Source organism: Rhizobium sp. SU303 (assembly GCF_021052345.1).
Lineage (GTDB): Bacteria > Pseudomonadota > Alphaproteobacteria > Rhizobiales > Rhizobiaceae > Rhizobium > Rhizobium laguerreae.
On sequence record NZ_CP088095.1, the window covers coordinates 1,701,529 to 1,717,431 of the forward strand.

The 15,903-nt window shown below is 62.2% G+C and carries 12 protein-coding genes; 5 read left to right on the top strand and 7 right to left on the bottom strand.

Annotated features, from left to right (window positions below):
- The first annotated feature begins 23 nt into the window (after positions 1 to 23).
- Complete coding sequence (locus tag RlegSU303_RS08455; protein ID WP_017960130.1) at positions 24 to 701, top strand: HAD-IA family hydrolase; 678 nt, start codon at positions 24 to 26, stop codon at positions 699 to 701.
- A 37-nt stretch (positions 702 to 738) separates the two neighbouring features.
- On the opposite strand, the gene RlegSU303_RS08460 is transcribed toward RlegSU303_RS08455, so the two are convergent.
- The 7 genes from RlegSU303_RS08460 to RlegSU303_RS08490 form a co-directional block, all read right to left on the bottom strand.
- A complete protein-coding gene (locus RlegSU303_RS08460; RefSeq protein WP_017960131.1) occupies positions 739 to 3,396 on the bottom strand; it encodes a nitrate reductase in 2,658 nt (885 codons plus the stop codon).
- Positions 3,397 to 3,732, bottom strand: coding sequence for a nitrite reductase small subunit NirD (gene nirD / locus RlegSU303_RS08465; RefSeq protein WP_017960132.1), 336 nt, complete (start codon positions 3,730 to 3,732; stop codon positions 3,397 to 3,399).
- A 4-nt stretch (positions 3,733 to 3,736) separates the two neighbouring features.
- Complete coding sequence (gene nirB, locus RlegSU303_RS08470) at positions 3,737 to 6,187, bottom strand: nitrite reductase large subunit NirB (RefSeq protein ID WP_017960133.1); 2,451 nt, start codon at positions 6,185 to 6,187, stop codon at positions 3,737 to 3,739.
- 17 nt (positions 6,188 to 6,204) lie between these two features.
- Positions 6,205 to 7,473 (bottom strand): MFS transporter, encoded by a 1,269-nt coding sequence (locus tag RlegSU303_RS08475; protein ID WP_231283643.1) that lies wholly within the window; start codon positions 7,471 to 7,473, stop codon positions 6,205 to 6,207.
- A 480-nt stretch (positions 7,474 to 7,953) separates the two neighbouring features.
- On the bottom strand, positions 7,954 to 9,234 hold the full coding sequence (locus RlegSU303_RS08480; protein WP_017960135.1) for a CmpA/NrtA family ABC transporter substrate-binding protein: 1,281 nt from the start codon (positions 9,232 to 9,234) through the stop codon (positions 7,954 to 7,956).
- 34 nt (positions 9,235 to 9,268) lie between these two features.
- Positions 9,269 to 9,856, bottom strand: a complete 588-nt coding sequence (locus RlegSU303_RS08485) for an ANTAR domain-containing response regulator (protein ID WP_018241751.1) — start codon at positions 9,854 to 9,856, stop codon at positions 9,269 to 9,271.
- Between the two features lie 85 nt (positions 9,857 to 9,941).
- Positions 9,942 to 10,946 (bottom strand): LacI family DNA-binding transcriptional regulator, encoded by a 1,005-nt coding sequence (locus tag RlegSU303_RS08490; protein WP_017960137.1) that lies wholly within the window; start codon positions 10,944 to 10,946, stop codon positions 9,942 to 9,944.
- Positions 10,947 to 11,174: 228 nt separating this feature from the next.
- Here RlegSU303_RS08490 and RlegSU303_RS08495 point away from each other — a divergent pair, with 228 nt between their 5' ends.
- The 4 genes from RlegSU303_RS08495 to RlegSU303_RS08510 all read left to right on the top strand — a co-directional run bounded on the left by RlegSU303_RS08495 (position 11,175) and on the right by RlegSU303_RS08510 (position 15,902).
- Positions 11,175 to 12,314 carry a sugar ABC transporter substrate-binding protein gene (locus tag RlegSU303_RS08495; protein WP_131663850.1) on the top strand — a complete coding sequence of 380 codons (1,140 nt, stop codon included), beginning with the start codon at positions 11,175 to 11,177 and terminating at the stop codon, positions 12,312 to 12,314.
- A gap of 77 nt (positions 12,315 to 12,391) precedes the next feature.
- Entirely contained in the window at positions 12,392 to 13,930 is a 1,539-nt protein-coding gene (locus tag RlegSU303_RS08500) for a sugar ABC transporter ATP-binding protein (RefSeq protein WP_020485986.1), read from the top strand.
- On the top strand, positions 13,927 to 14,922 hold the full coding sequence (locus RlegSU303_RS08505; RefSeq protein ID WP_017960140.1) for an ABC transporter permease: 996 nt from the start codon (positions 13,927 to 13,929) through the stop codon (positions 14,920 to 14,922). Before RlegSU303_RS08500 ends, RlegSU303_RS08505 begins: the two co-directional genes overlap by 4 nt.
- Positions 14,919 to 15,902, top strand: a complete 984-nt coding sequence (locus RlegSU303_RS08510; RefSeq protein WP_072638700.1) for an ABC transporter permease — start codon at positions 14,919 to 14,921, stop codon at positions 15,900 to 15,902. Before RlegSU303_RS08505 ends, RlegSU303_RS08510 begins: the two co-directional genes overlap by 4 nt.
- Position 15,903 lies beyond the last annotated feature (1 nt).

A 15,903-nucleotide genomic window follows, 5' to 3' on the forward strand; every position in this document is an offset into this window, starting at 1 on the left:
TCTTTCCCTGAAGGATCAGCCTTTTGTCTATGCCGATGCCCCGCGGCTTCGAGAAGCCCTTTGCCGCCTTCCTGTTCGATATGGACGGCACCATCCTCAATTCGATCCGTGCGGCCGAGCGTGTATGGAGCGACTGGGCAAGGCGTCACGGGCTCGATGTCGCCGCCTTTTTACCGAAGATGCATGGATCTCGCGGCATTGACACGATCACCCGGCTGAACCTGCCTGGAGTCGATCCCGAACATGAATCGAAGCTGGTGACCGAGGCCGAAATCGCCGATGTCAGCGACGTCGTGGCCATTCCCGGCGCCGCGACCTTTCTGAGTTCACTGCCCCCGGATCGCTGGGCGATCGTCACCTCCTCGCCGTTGCGCCTTGCTCACCGGCGACTGGAGGCAGCAGGCTTGCCGGTGCCGAAATTCATGGTGACGGCGGAAGACGTCAAGGTCGGAAAACCCGACCCGCAATGTTATATTCTCGGCGCCGAACGCCTCGGCGTCAGCACGCAGGATTGCCTTGTGTTCGAGGATGTCGCAGCCGGCATTGCCGCCGGCGAGGCGGCGGGTGCCGATGTCATGGTCATCACGGCAACACATCACCAAAAGATGGAGACGCCGCACCCGACTCTTTCATCCTATGACGAGATCTCGGTCCGCATCTCCCCCGATCACAGAATGCTTATCGTCCCGAACGCGGCCTGACAGGGCTCCGGCTGCGTCCTGCTTACATTTGCGCTGTTCACTCCGCGGCTGCGGCAAGACAGCGATCGATGATGCTGCCGATTTCGCTGCGGCAGGAGCCGCAATTGGTTCCAGCGCTGGTTTCCTTGCCGACCGCCTCGACGCTGTGACATCCGCCGCGCACGGCAGCGGCGATCTGGTTGACCCCGACACTGAAGCAGGAGCAGACGGTTGCGCCCGGATCCGGCCTTCCGGCGCCGGGACGACCCGCAACAAGCGCAAAGCGTTTCCTGAGGTCGCCATGCGAGGCAGAGAGCTGCGAGATCGCCCAGTTGCGCGCGACAGCGACGGGCTCGCGTGCCAGAAACAGCGCCGCAAGCAGGACCTCGCCATCGAAGAAGGCGAGCCTGAGGTCGCCGGATTGCCGGTCGGCATAACCAAGCGGTTCGATCTCGGCCGGAAGGGCGAAAACCGCCCGGCACCAGGCCGTCCAGTCTTCGACGTTGTCGCCGAAGGCAAGCTCCAGCCGCCAGCCACCGGCGGCTTTCGCCAGCGCCCAATAGGCCGCGTCAGGCGTGGCGGGTTTTGTGGCGGAGACGGCGAAGCCGTAATGCGCGGCGCGGAACGGCCGGACGGCGACGGCAACGTTCTTCGACGCCGGCTGACCGGAAATGGGGTCCGTTATCGGCGCGACCACGGCGTCGATCCGTGCTCTTGCGGCGAACTGGTCGTTCCAGTGCATCGGCGCAAAGATGCCGCCGCGCGCCTGGCGATCGGTCACCAGCGCCCGCACGATTGCCTTGCCGTGCGGGCTGTCGATCTCGACGAGGCCGGCGCTTGCTATACCGGTCTCGATCGCGTCGCGCGGATGGATCTCGGCAAAGGGTTCGGCGATATGGGCGGAAAGCCGCGCGCTCTTTCCTGTTCGCGTCATCGTGTGCCACTGGTCGCGGATGCGCCCGGTATTCAGCGTGAAGGGGTACTCGGCATTGGTGCGATCGGTTGAGGGCGGTTTGACCGCGACGAAGCGCGCCTTGCGATCGGGATGGAAGAAACCACCCTCGGCGAAGAAGCGGGTGATGCTCGGTTCTGTCCCTGCCGCCTGCGGCCACTGGAAGGGCGACAGCTCGTCATAGGCGCTGCCGCTCATGCCGGCGCGCGCGCCGATGTCGAAATCGCGGCTGCCGTTATTTTCGAAGGCGGAAAGCGCGGCGTGCTCGGCGAAGATTGCCGCCGGCACATCAAAATCGAAGGCGGCGGCAAATCCCATGCGGCGTCCGACCTCCGCAAGCTGCCACCAGTCGGCCCTTGCATCGCCGGGGACGTCGAGAAACGGCCGTTGCCTTGAAATGCGCCGTTCGGAGTTGGTGACGGTGCCATCCTTCTCGCCCCAGCCGAGCGAGGGCAAAAGCACATCTGCGTGCCGGGTCGTATCCGTCTCTTTGAGGATGTCCGAGACGACGACGAAGGGACAGGCGGCGATCGCGTTTTCGACACTGTCGGCATCCGGCATCGAGACGACGGGATTGGTCGCCATGATCCACAGCGCCTTGATGCGCCCGTCGGCCACGGCTTGGAACATGTCGACCGCCTTCAGGCCGGGTTTCGCGGCGATGACCGGCGAGTTCCAGAAGCGCTGCACGCGGTCCCGGTCCTCGGCATTCTCGATCGCCATATGGGCGGCAAGCATATTGGCGAGACCGCCAACCTCGCGCCCGCCCATGGCGTTCGGCTGGCCGGTCAGCGAAAACGGTCCCATGCCGGGGCGGCCGATGCGGCCGGTCGCCAGGTGGCAGTTGAGGATGGCATTGACCTTGTCGGTGCCGGAGGAGGATTGGTTGACGCCCTGGCTGTAGCAGGTCACGACCTTCGGCGTCGTCTCGAACAGGCGGAAGAACTCCCTGATCTGCATGGCGGGCAGGCCGGTCCGTTCCAGGAGATCGTTGATATCAAGCGCGGCGGCGGCGGCAAAAGCGTCGCCGAAACCTTCGGTATGGGCGCCGATATAATTCTGGTCGATTGCCGGACTTGTCGCGAGATGAGCAAGCAGTCCCATGAACAGCGCAACGTCGCCATCAGGACGGATGGCGAGATGCAGGTCGGCGATGTCGCAGGTCATCGTCCGGCGTGGATCGATGACGACGATCCGCATGTTTGGCCGCGCCGTCTTTGCGGCGGCAAGCCGCTGGTAGATGACGGGATGACACCAGGCAAGGTTGGAGCCGGTCAGGACCACCAGATCCGCAAGTTCGATATCCTCATATGTCCCGGGCACCGTATCGGCGCCGAAGGCGCGGCGATGCCCCGCCACGGAAGAGGACATGCAGAGCCTTGAATTGGTGTCGATATTGCCGGAGCCGATGAAGCCCTTCATCAGCTTGTTGGCGACATAGTAATCCTCGGTCAGCAACTGGCCGGAGACGTAGAAGGCAACGGCGTCAGGCCCGTGTTCGGCGATCGTTTCAGAAAAACGGCGGGCGACCAGATCAAGCGCTTCGTCCCAGCCGCTCTGTTTGCCCTCGATCTCGGGATAGAGAAGCCGGCCATCGAGATCGATAGTTTCGGCAAGGGCTGAACCCTTCGAGCAGAGCCGGCCGAAATTCGACGGATGCTCGGGATCTCCTTTGACGCTGACTGCGCCTGCCTGGTCGACCGTGGCGATTACGCCGCAGCCGACACCGCAATAGGGACAGGTGGTCTTGACCTCCGCCGCCATCTATTCCGCCGCCATCATCAGGCTTTCCAGAGCGATGAACAGCCTGCCGTCTTCATTCAGCACCTGGATCGTCCGAACCTCGCCTTCATCGGCGCCGAGCGCCTTGCCTGTTTCCAGCGAGATAACCCAGTTGTGCAGCGGGCAGGTGACTGACTTGGCGTGGACGATGCCCTGGGAGAGCGGGCCGCCCTTGTGCGGGCAGTGATCCTCGATGGCAAAGACCTCGTTTTCGGCCGTGCGGAAGACGGCGATCTTGCCTTGCGGCGTCTTCACGCAGCGCGCCCCGCGCAGCGGGATGTCGGAGATGTCACCGATTGCGATCCAGTTCATGTCCATCTCCTTATTCTGCAGCCTGCGGATAGCCGATCGTCGCCATCGGCTTGAACTCATGCTTGTCCTTGCCGGAGACACGCTCCGACCAGGGGTCGACCTGGGCAAATTTCTGGGAGAAGACGAAGCGGTCGTAATAGGCTTTGCGCTTTTCGGCATCGCCCATGATCTGGCGGCGGATTTCCTCCAGGCCGATGCGCTTTGCCCATTTGTAGATGCGCTCGAGATAGCGGGCCTGCTCGCGGTACATCTGCGTCAGGGCCACGATATACTCCAGCGCCTCGTCCTCGGTCCGGACAAGCCCGAGGACCTCCGTGCCCTTGATGTCGAGGCCGGCCGCACCGGCGAAATGGATCTCAAAGCCGGAATCCACGCAGATCACGCCGATGTCCTTGCAGGTTGCTTCCGCGCAGTTGCGCGGGCAGCCGGAGACAGCCATCTTCAGCTTGGCCGGCGTCCAGGAGCCCCACATGAACCTTTCGATCCGGATACCGAGGCCGGTGGAATCCTGGGTGCCGAAGCGACACCAGTCCGAGCCGACACAGGTCTTCACGGTGCGCAGACCCTTGGCATAAGCCTGGCCGGAGACGAAGCCGGCCTTGCCGAGATCGGCCCAGACGGCGGGCAGGTCTTCCTTCTCGATGCCGAGCAGGTCGATGCGCTGGCCGCCGGTGACCTTCACCATCGGGATCTCGAACTTGTCGACGACATCGGCGATGGCGCGCAGCTCGTTCGAATTGGTGACACCGCCCCACATGCGCGGAACGACGGAGTAGGTCCCGTCCTTCTGGATGTTGGCGTGCACACGTTCATTGATGAACCGCGACTGGTAGTCATCGGCATATTCGTCCGGCCAGTCGCAGACGAGGTAATAGTTGAGCGCCGGCCGACATTTGGCGCAGCCGCAGGAGGTCTTCCACTCGAGTTCCTGCATGACGGCAGGGATGCTCTTCAGACCCTTGGCCTTGATCAGCCGGCGAACGTCGTCATGGCCGAGTTCGGTGCAGGTGCACATCGGCTGGACGGCAGTCGGATTGTAGCTGTCGCCGAGCGTCAACGCCATGAGTTGTTCGACGAGACCGGTGCAGGAACCGCACGAGGCGGAGGCCTTCGTATGGGCGCGTACGTCGTCGAGCGACGTCAGCCCTTTGCCTGAAATCGTCGAAGTGATCTTGCCCTTGCATACGCCGTTGCAGCCACAAATCTCCGCGTCATCCGGCAAGGCTGCAACGGCCGCCATAGGGTCCAGCGGCGACCCTCCCTGATAGGCCTGTCCGAAGATCAGCGTCTCGCGCATCTCCGAAATATCGGTCGCTTTCTTCTTCAGGTCGTTGAACCAGGCGCCATCGGCGGTCTCGCCGTAAAGCACGGTGCCGATGATCTTATTGTCCTTGAGCACCAGACGCTTGTAGACGCCGGCGCTGGCATCGCGCAGCACGATCTCCTCGCGGTCGTCGCCGTCGGCGAAATCGCCGAGGGAATAAAGCTCGATGCCGGTGACCTTGAGCTTGGTTGGCGTATCCGCGTGAACGAAGGCGGGCGAGCGATCGCCGGAGAGATGCGCGGCGGCGATACGGGCCATTTCATAGAGCGGCGCAACGAGGCCATAGACCATGCCGCCCACCTCGGCGCATTCGCCGAGCGCGAGAATATTGCCGTCCGAGGTCTGCATGCCGGCATCGACGACGATGCCGCGATTGACCGCAAGGCCGGCATCCTTCGCCAGACCGACACTCGGACGAATGCCGACGGCCATCACGACCAGCGTTGCCGGGATGATGCGGCCGTCGTCAAGCTCGATGCCCTCGACCTTGCCGTTGCCGAATATCGCCTTGGTATTGGCCTTGCAGATGACCTTGATGCCACGTTCCTCCACAGCCTTCTGCAGCAGGTAGCCGGCGGCCGGGTCGAGCTGGCGTTCCATTAGCGTCGGCATGACATGCAGCACGGTGACGTCCATGCCGCGCTGGGCTAGACCGGCCGCTGCTTCCAGGCCAAGCAGACCACCGCCGATGACGACAGCTTTTTCGCGCGACTGGGCGGCAAGCAGCATTGCCTGCACGTCGTCGAGATCGCGATAGGTGATGACGCCGGGCAGATCCTTGCCGGGAACAGGGATGATGAAGGGCACGGACCCGGTTGCGATCACCAGCTTGTCGTAGCTTTCGGTGACGCCGTGGTCGGAGGTGACGGTCTTGGCGGCACGATCGATGTTGACGATCTTGTGGCCCTTGTAGAGCATGATGCCGTGCTTGATGTACCAGCCATCGCCGTGAATGATGATCTGCTCGTAGTCCTTTTCTCCGGAGAGAACCGGCGACAGCATGATGCGGTCGTAATTGACGCGCGGCTCGGCATTGAAGATCGTAACTTCATAGCGACCCGGCGCCTGCTCGAAGAGGTGCTCCAGCATGCGCCCGGGCGCCATGCCATTGCCGATGATGACAAGTTTTTCGGTCATATTTCCAGGTCCTTAGATCAGGTTGCAGCAACGGGCGCCGAGTGCCCTTGGCGCGACAGTTGCTTGACGGACAGGTGCATCCAGATGAGAGAGATCACGACGATCGCAAAGAGCAGCAGGAAACAGCTGGACCAAAGGCCGGTCATGTCCTTGAGGAGGCCAAAGGCAATCGGAAGGATGAAGCCGCCAAGGCCGCCCATCATTCCGACGACGCCGCCGACTGCGCCGACGTTTTCGGGGTAATAGGCCGGAATGTGCTTGTAGACGGCAGCCTTGCCGAGGCTCATGAAGAAGCCGAGCACGAAGATGACGACGATGAAGATGACAGGGGTGATACCGAACGCCGGACCCGTCCCGGAGGCGTCGGCGGCCGGCAGCGAAAGGATGAGGGTGGCGACGGCCGACACGGCAAACATCGTATACATCACGCTGCGTGCGCCCTTCTTGTCCGACAGCACGCCGCCGAAGGCGCGGAAGATGCTGCCCGGGATGGAGTAGGCGGCCGCGATCATGCCGGCGGTTTCCAGGTTGAAGCCGTAGACGCCGACCAGATAGCGCGGCAGCCACAGCGACAGGGCGACGAAGCCGCCGAAGGCGAAGAAATAGTAAAGCGAGAAGCGCCAGACCTGAACGTTCTGGAGTGGCGCGAATTCCTCGACGAAACTTTTGGTGGCAACGCGGCGTTCGCGGCGGAGACGGAAGGCCGGATCATCGGTCGTGGCGAACCAGAAGACGATTGCCATCAGCGCCAGGCCGACGGCCCAGATCTCAGCAACCGCCTGCCAGCCCCATGCGATCAGCACGAAGGGGGCTGCGAATTTGGTTACGGCCGCGCCAACGTTGCCGGCACCAAAGATGCCGAGCGCGGTTCCCTGCTTCTCCGCCGGGAAGAAAGGCGAGACATAGGCGACACCGACTGCGAAAGAGCCGCCGGCGAGGCCGACGCCGAGGCCGGCGATCAACATCTGCGTATAGGTCTGGGCGTAAGAGAGCAGAAAGGTCGCCAATGCAGCGGCCAGCATGGTGAGGGTGTAAACGAGACGGCCGCCGTAACGCCCCGTCCAGATGCCAAGAACGATGCGCACAAGCGAACCGGTGAGCACGGGGGTGCCGACCAGCAATCCGAACTCGGCCTCGTTCAGGCCGAGATCCTGCTTGATGCGAATGCCGATGATCGCGAAGATCGTCCAGACGGCAAAACAGAGGGTGAAGGCTACAGTGGAGATCCACAATGCCTTGGCTGGCTCGCCGGCGGACATGGGCTGTGATTTCTCGATGACAGACATAACTTCTCCGAGGCCCGACAAGGTCGTGCCGATCCATCGCTGAGGGTTAAAACAAAAAGCCGCTGGTCAGGACGCGCATACCCGAGGCGCGCGAAATATCCTGATCAGCGGCTTTGCTGGTGGCGCCCGCCGTTGGACGCCGAATTCTTGGGCCTTCTGGCCCATTTGCCTGGAAGCAATCCGTTGGCCGGATTGCTCAAGCTAAAACCTACCTCTTCATCCGAAGAGCAATCTCTGTGTCTTCCGTGAGCGTCCATCGCGCGCTCACTCTGCGCTGATCGTCATTGACCGGCGCTATAAAGGTCATGCAAGCTGCGTGCCAGTTTGGTGATTTACGTTCAAGCCGCTGAATAAAAATGATATTTTACGAAACGCACCGCCTGCTTGTTTTTCGGGCCGCCACCCGCTCATGCAAATATTTTGTGCGCTTGTCGTGAGGCGGGCAGATGCTTGCTGGCGTTTTGTGCAGGCCGGCATCGGTTAGACCTCGTCGTCGGAAACGAAGGCGAGGGCGCTTTTGACGGCAAAACCTGCGACATAGTCCGGCAGCCTCGCCGGGTCGAAGACGTGGCCGTCCATGAAACAGTCGCGCTCGTCACTGCCTTCGATGCGGATATCGGCATCTTCAGGTGCTTTGTCGTCACCGAGAGCCGTGCGATAGAGATCGGGGCGGTAAGCGGATGCTGCGGCCCTCGCCATGTTGAGGCTGATCTCGGCCTGTCCCCAGCGGATCATCTGGCTGTAAATCCACAGCGCCTGGCTTGGCCGGGGATAGTTGGCGAAGCCGGAATGGAACATGAAATAATCGGTGATGATGCGGCGGTTACCCTTTGCGTCGAGGCTGAATTCGCCGGCGAGCACACGGCGAATGATTTCGACGGGGGCAGCGATATAGCGCGGGTCGGCAAGAGCTGCCGCCAGCGCATCGTGATTTTCCGGCCGGTCGCACCACTGGGCTGCCGCGTCGAGCGCCACGATCAGCCGGGAAACGGTTTCCGGATGGCTTTCCGCCCAGTCCGGCCGCATGCCGATCACCTTCTCCGGTGCCGACGGCCAGATATCCTGCTTGGCAGCGACGATGCGACCGACGCCGCGCTCCGAAGCGACCATGTTCCACGGCGCGCCGACACAGAATCCGTCGATCGCACCGGCTGCCAGCGCATCCGAAGTCATGGGCGGCGGCACGACGACGAGCTTGACATCCTTGTCGGGATCGATGCCGCCGGCCGCCAGCCAGTAGCGGAATTCGTAATTGTGCGAGGAGAAGGGATAGGTGACCCCGAAAGTCGGCAGCGGCTCGCCGCGGGCCTTCATTGCCGCCAATGTTTTTGCCAGGGCGCGGGCATTGTCGAGCGCGCTTGCCGTTTCCGGCAATCCCACATCATTCCGCATCCTGTCGAAGAGCCGCGTCGACAGCGTGATCGCGTTGCCGCCGCGCCCCAGCGAAAATGGCGTGATCGTCGGTGAGGGATTGGAGCCGAGGCCGAGCATGGAGGCGACCGGCATCGGCGACAGCATGTGGGCAATGTCGAACTGGCGGAATGCCAGGCGGTCACGCACATTCGCCCAGGAGACGTCCTTGACGAGGTCGAGCGTCAGGCCTTCCTTCCGCGCGAAGCCGAATTCTGCGGCCGCAATCAGCACCGATGCATCGACGAGCGGAATGAAACCGGCCCGCAGTACTTTCGGTCCTTCATTGTTCACCCGCACGGGCGAGGGCATGTCGCCGCCGGAGTTGGAGGTCGTTGTCATCATATCCACTCCGGTTTCCTCCGGAAATTCATCAGGTCGGCCATTACATCAACAGCCCCGCGGCAGTGACGACGCTTTGGGCGATTTCCGACATCTTCTTCTTTTCGTTCATCGCTGTCTGGCGCAGCAGGGCGAAAGCCTCTTCCTCGGAGAGGCCGCGCATCTTCATCAATATGCCCTTGGCGCGCTCGACCAATTTGCGTTCCTCCAGCGCGGAGCGGGCATCGGCAAGCTCCCGCCGCAGCCGGTTAAAGGCATTGAAGCGGCTGACGGCCATGTCTAGGATCGGTTTGACGCGTTCCTTCTTCAATCCGTCGACGATATAGGCCGAGACGCCGGCATCGACAGCTGCCTCGATCGAGGCCGTGTCGGAGCGATCGACGAACATGGCGATCGGGCGGCTGACCGTGCGCGTCAGCTGGAACAGATGCTCCATCATGTCGCGGTTGGGATTTTCGATATCGATGATGATCACGTCGGGCATCAGCGTTTCGATGATTCGCGCGATGCCGTTGACCTCGTGCACCACAGTGACGCGCACATGCCCTGCCTCGCGCAGGCCTTCTTCGATGATGGAGGCGCGAATGGCATTTTCGTCGATCACCAGAATTGTCAGATCGAGATGCGTCATGACTATATTCATGACGCAGTGCAGCAAATTTGGCAAGCGCGCCAGCCTGGAAAGTGTGCAAAAACTAAGCATGCACAATATATGATCAGATTGCCGTGCTTTCGCGCGGAATCAAGGCAAAGCCGAGGTCGATCTGCTCGGCCCTCGATACCACGGAGGAATTCAACGCGGCAAGCACCCTTTCGGCCGCGAGTTTTCCGGTTTCGAAACGCCGAGTCGCGATCGAGGAGAGGGAGGGTGCGGCGCAGGCGGCGAATTCCAGGTCGTGAAATCCGATGATCGAGATGTCATCGGGCACACGGATGCCGCGTTTGCGGCATTCCTGCATGGCGCCGAGCGCCAGATTGTCGTCAGTGCAGAAGATCGCCTCGGGCACGTCGCCACGTTCATGCGTCATGGCGAAGAGGTCGGAGCCGAGTGCCACGGAGCTATGGCGTGGCCTCTCGGCGATGATCTCCTGATTCGGCAGCTCCGCCTCCCGCATCGCCAGCCGGTAGCCGTCGAAACGCGATTGGGCGCGGTGGTCGAGATTGCCGGTCAGGAAGGCGATTCGGCGGAAACCCCGTTCGATCAGGTGCTGCGTCGCCGTCTGCCCGGCATGCTCCTGCGACATGCCGATGTTGAGGTCGATCGGGTTTGGAGAAAGCTCGAAGGTCTCGACAACGGGCAGACGAGCCTGGGCGAGAAGCTGACGCGAGAGCGGCGTGTGATGAGTGCCGGCGATGATGATCGCCTCCACCCTTTGCCCGAGTAATGCCTTGATGGCGTTTTCCTCCTCGATCTCGGAATAGCGGCTGTTGACGACGATCACCTGGAAGCCGGCGGCGACCAGCACCTCGTGAAGGGCAAACAGATATTCCGCGAAGATAACGTTGTAGAGGGTCGGAACGATGACGCCGATCGCATGCGTGCGCGAGGAGGCGAGGCGGCTCGCGGCAATATTCGGCACATAGCCGAGTTCCTTGACGGCGGCATCGACGCGCAGCCGCAGGCCTGGCGAGACCGCATCGGGCTTGCGCAGCACCCTCGAAACCGTGATCGGGCTGACGCCGGCAAGATTTGCCACGTCATCAAGTGTTATCCGCCGCATGCAAGTCCCGCCATTCGTCCCATAATATTGATTCTCATATTCTTTAAAAATAGAGAATATTCGCTCATTGCTGTAGTTGACAGCGCTAGCAGATACGATTTGACAGCGCTGTCAACTATGTTAACCTAAAATTGTACCGGAAAGGGACGGGGTGGAGCCTTCCGGGACCAAGTATGCAAATCAAAGCATAGGAGAGGCGGCTCGGTCCGCCTGAGGAGGAGAACATTCATGTTTAAGGTGAAAGAAGCCAAATTGGCTCGCATTGCCGCATTTTCCGTATCCGCGCTTGCCCTGCTCTGCGGCGCGGCCAGTGCGGAACCGAAGGTCGTGTCCGGTCCGGCCGCCGAGCCCGGCTGCATGGTGCCGTGGGCAGCCGATACACAGTTCCTGCAATATCCGAAGAAGGACGGCCCCTATCGCATCGCGCTCGCCAACGGCTATATCGCCAACACCTGGCGTATCCAGATGGTGCAGACGGCCAAGGCCTACGCCGCCCAGCCCGATGTCGCGGCCAAGCTGAAGGAGTTCAAGGTCGTTTCCACTGGCGAGGATGTGCCGGCGCAGATTTCCGCCATCAACAACTTCATCGATGCCGGTTATGATGCCATCGTCGTCAACGCGCAGAACCCGACCGCCTTCGGGCCGGTGATCAAGCGCGCCAAGGAGGCCGGGGTCGTCCTCGTCGCTTTCGACAATATCCTGGACACCAAGGACGCTATCAATGTCAACGTCGACCAGAAGGGGCTCGGTGTCCTCTGGGCCGACTGGCTGGTGAAGCATCTGCCGAACGGTGGCAAGGTGCTGGAAGTGCGTGGCGTCGCCGGCACCTCGGTCGATACGGATCGCCACAACGGCATCCACGAAACCCTGGACGCCTCGGGCAAGAAGTTCACGGTAACCGAGGTCGTCGGAAAATGGGATGACGGCGTTGCCCAGAAGGCAACCGCTGACGCGATCGCCACCAACGGCCCGTTCGACGGCATCACTGCCCAGGGCGGCGATACCGGCGTCGTGCAGGCGATGATCGATGCCAAACATCCCTTCGTGCCCTTCGGCGGTGAGACGGAAAATGGCTTCCGCAAATTCTGCGCTGCCCATGCCGCCGACGGCCTGAAGTGCTCGTCCGCCGGCACCGGCCCGGCCCAGGTCGCCGTCGCCATCAAGACGGCGATTGCAGCCCTTGAGGGTCAGGTCGTGCCGCAGGCCGTCAAGCTGCCGACCGCGGTTGTTTCGGATCCTGATTTCAAGGAGGGCGAGGATTATTATCCCACCCAGTCCGACAACTTCTTCGTCGGCAATTCCTTCCCCACCTGCGGCATTAATTTCAGCGCTCAGGAAATCATGGGGCAGTCCAAAGAGAACCAATAGCAGCCGTCCTCCGGATCTGATTGCGGGTGTTCGCACCCGCAATCTCGAAGGTGATAGACCGAATGGAGGCTGGATGCATGACCTTGCCCGAACCGCTTTTCCGCATGGAAGGCATATCGAAACGCTATGGCGGTGCCGTCGCGCTTAAGGATGCCGATATCGCCATCCGGCCGGGCGCGATCCATGCCGTCCTCGGCGAGAACGGCGCCGGCAAATCAACGCTGATCAAGATCATGGCGGGCGTCGTGGCGCCTGATGAAGGACGCATGCTGCTCGACGGTAAGGAGATCGCCTTCGCCTCGCCGGCCGCCGCCAATGCGGCGGGCATCGTCTGCGTTTTCCAGGAGCTTTCGCTGATCCCCGACCTCTCGGTCGCCGACAACATCGTCATCAGCAATCCACCGCTGAAATTCGGCATGATAGACCGGCGCAGGCAGCGGCGGATCGCCGAGGAAGCGTTGGCGCGCGCCGGCGCCTCCGACATTCATCCGTCCGCCTTGGTCAAGGACCTCCCTCTGTCCCGGCGGCAAATGGTCGAGATCGCCAAGGCGCTTGCCCGCAAGCCGCGGCTGATGATCCTCGACGAGGCGACCTCGGCGCTGACGCAGTCGGATGTCGAAAAGGTCTTTGCCGTACTGAAGCGCCTGCGCGCCGAGGGAATGGCGCTAATCTATATCTCCCACCGCATGCACGAGATCGCCCAGCTGGCCGATGAGTGCACGGTCTTCCGCAACGGCCGCAGCATCGAATCCTATCCGGCCGGCACGAAGACCGACCAGCAGGTGGTGGAGCTGATGATTGGCCGCGAATACAGCAATGTCTTTCCGCCGAAACCGGCGCGTCGCGGAGAGGTAAAGCCGGTCCTTTCCTGCCGCGACCTTTCCTGGGGCGATAGGCTTTCCGGCATCACCTTCGATATCAAGCCCGGCGAGATCATCGGCGTCGGCGGCCTGGACGGGCAGGGACAGCGCGAATTGCTGCTGGCCCTCTTCGGCGTGCTGCGCGATGTGAAGGGTGAAGTCGTAATCGACGGCAGGCCGGTGACGCTGAAAAGCCCGCGTGATGCCAAGTCCGGCGGCATATCCATGGCGCTGATCCCCGAGGATCGGAAGACCGAAGGGCTGATGCTGCCGATGACCGTGCGCGAGAACCTGTCGATTGCAGCCCTCGACCGCGTCTCGCGCAACGGCGTCATCGATCGGGCGGCCGAACGACGCGAGATCGACGATCTGTTCAAGCTGTTGGCGATCAAGGCCGCGACGATCGACATGCCCGTTGCCGCGCTATCCGGCGGTAACCAGCAGAAGGTGGTTATCGCCAAATGGCTGATGAACAGGCCGCGTATCATCCTGCTCAACGATCCGACGCGCGGCATCGACGTCGGCACCAAGCAGGAAATCTATCTGCTGCTGCACAAGCTTGCCGATGCGGGCGCGGCGATCATCTTCTACTCCACCGACTACGATGAACTGATCGGCTGCTGCGACCGCGTGCTCGTCATGTATGACGGCCGCATTATCCGCGAGCTCGAAGGCGCCGAGATCAACGAACACGAACTGATCGGCGCAGCTCTCAACATCGCCCGCGACCACGCAGCGCAAAGGATTGCCCCATGAACAAGCATGCTTCCGGCGACCGGCGGTTCTGGTATGCGCAGCAGAAGGGAACGCTGTTTGCCGCACTCCTCTTCGTCGCCATGTTCGCTCTCTACGTCTCGAACCACCCGGCGGGCTTCACGCCCAACGTCGTGCAGACGGCTTCGAACAAGGCGACGCTGCTTGCCTTCGTCGCCATGGCGCAATGCCTGGTCGTCATAACCGCCGGCATCGATCTCTCGGCCGGCATGGTTCTGGTCCTCTGCAATTGCCTCGCCTCCTGGCTGGTCGTCGGCACGCCGCTGCAGACGGGAACTGGCATCGTCGTGGTGCTGCTCGCCGGGCTGGGCTGCGGCATGCTGAACGGCCTCATCATCATCTTCGGCCGGCTGCAGCCGATCGTGGCGACGATCGCGACCAGCGCGATCTTCTATGGGCTGGCGCTGTTGCTGCGACCGACGCCCGGCGGCTCGGTCAACGAGGATTTGGCCGATGCCTTCACCTCGAAGCTCTTTGGGATCGTTCCGGCAAGCCTCGTGGTTCTCCTCGCCTCCATTGTCGTCATCTGGGTTCCGTTCAGCCGCTCGGCGATCGGCAGGGCGGCCTATGCGGTGGGTTCGGCCGAGAACGCCGCCTATATGTCGGCAATGCCGGTCAAGCGGGCGAAATTCACCGCCTATGCATTGGCGGGACTGCTTTCGGCGATCGGCGGGCTCTATCTCACCTTTTTCTCCTATACCGGCGAAGCGGCGTTTGCGAGCGGCAACGCCTACACGCTCTATTCGATCGCGGCGGTGGTGCTCGGCGGCGTTTCCCTTGCGGGGGGCAAGGGAAGCGCCGTTGGCGCTGTCTTCGGAGCCTTGGCCTTTCGCACGATCGGCGACCTGCTCTTCGTCTTCGATTTCGATCCGCTTTGGCAGCCGCTGTTCCAGGGCGTGGTGTTGATGCTGGCGATCAGTATCGGCTGCATCGGGCTTGCGAGGGTCCGCAATCGGCTGGAGTGGTTTCAATGAGCGAGGAAGCGTCCCTCATGCGGCAGCTTCGAGTGCCCACACGCCTGCGCGGTATCGATCCGGCGGTGGCGACAGCCTTCGGATGCATCATCCTGCTTCTGCTCGCCGGATCGATCTATTCGCCGAATTTCCTGTCGCCGGATTATCTGCTGCAGCAGCTGAAGGTGGCCTCGTTCCTCGGCGTCATCGCCACCGGCATGATGGCGGTCATCCTGCTCGGCCAGATCGACCTTTCGGTGCCATGGGTCGTGACGACAGGTGCGATGATGGCCTGCGCCGCGACGGCTTACGGTACGACCGGCTCGGTTCTGGCGATCCCCTTCGGCATTTTCTGCGGCGCTGCGATCGGTCTCGTCAACGGCCTGGCGGTCGCCTATCTCCGCATTCCCTCGATGATCATCACGCTGGCGACCAATGCCGTCGCGCAAGGGCTGATGGTCGTCTACACCGGCGGCTTCTCCCCGCAGGATTCGGCCACCCCGGCCATGCGGTTCCTGGCAACCGGCTACACAATCCCGGGACTCCCTAACGGGGTTCTCGTCTGGCTATGCGTGGGTTTGGCCGCGGTTTTCATGCTGACGCGGACGACGTTCGGCCGGTCGCTCTACGCCATCGGAAACCGGGAGCGCGCCGCCTACATGTCCGGCATCAATACTCGTCGCATTACGCTTCTGGCTTTTGTTATTTCGGGAGGGCTCAGCGCGCTCGGCGGCGTTCTGCTGGCGGGTTACGCGTCAAAGGCGTCGCAATCCATGGGCGACGCCTATCTGCTGCCGTCGATCGCGGCCGTCGTTCTCGGTGGCACGCATGTGCTCGGCGGCAAAGGTTCCTACCTCGGAACGGTGGCGGGTGTCATCCTGATCACCCTGCTGCAATCCATCCTCTCGGTGATGCAGATCGAGGAAGCCGGCCGCCAGCTCATCTACGGCGCCGTCATCATCGGCATGCTCCTGCTCTACGGCCGCCAGAAGCCGGCCTGAT

Coding starts and splice junctions, on each gene's coding strand:
- RlegSU303_RS08460 (WP_017960131.1), bottom strand. CDS start 3,396: ATGGCGGCGGAGGTCAAGACCACCTGTCCCTATTGCGGTGTCGGCTGC.
- nirD (WP_017960132.1), bottom strand. CDS start 3,732: ATGGACATGAACTGGATCGCAATCGGTGACATCTCCGACATCCCGCTG.
- nirB (WP_017960133.1), bottom strand. CDS start 6,187: ATGACCGAAAAACTTGTCATCATCGGCAATGGCATGGCGCCCGGGCGC.
- RlegSU303_RS08475 (WP_231283643.1), bottom strand. CDS start 7,473: ATGTCTGTCATCGAGAAATCACAGCCCATGTCCGCCGGCGAGCCAGCC.
- RlegSU303_RS08485 (WP_018241751.1), bottom strand. CDS start 9,856: ATGACGCATCTCGATCTGACAATTCTGGTGATCGACGAAAATGCCATT.
- RlegSU303_RS08490 (WP_017960137.1), bottom strand. CDS start 10,946: ATGCGGCGGATAACACTTGATGACGTGGCAAATCTTGCCGGCGTCAGC.
- RlegSU303_RS08495 (WP_131663850.1), top strand. CDS start 11,175: ATGTTTAAGGTGAAAGAAGCCAAATTGGCTCGCATTGCCGCATTTTCC.
- RlegSU303_RS08500 (WP_020485986.1), top strand. CDS start 12,392: ATGACCTTGCCCGAACCGCTTTTCCGCATGGAAGGCATATCGAAACGC.
- RlegSU303_RS08505 (WP_017960140.1), top strand. CDS start 13,927: ATGAACAAGCATGCTTCCGGCGACCGGCGGTTCTGGTATGCGCAGCAG.
- RlegSU303_RS08510 (WP_072638700.1), top strand. CDS start 14,919: ATGAGCGAGGAAGCGTCCCTCATGCGGCAGCTTCGAGTGCCCACACGC.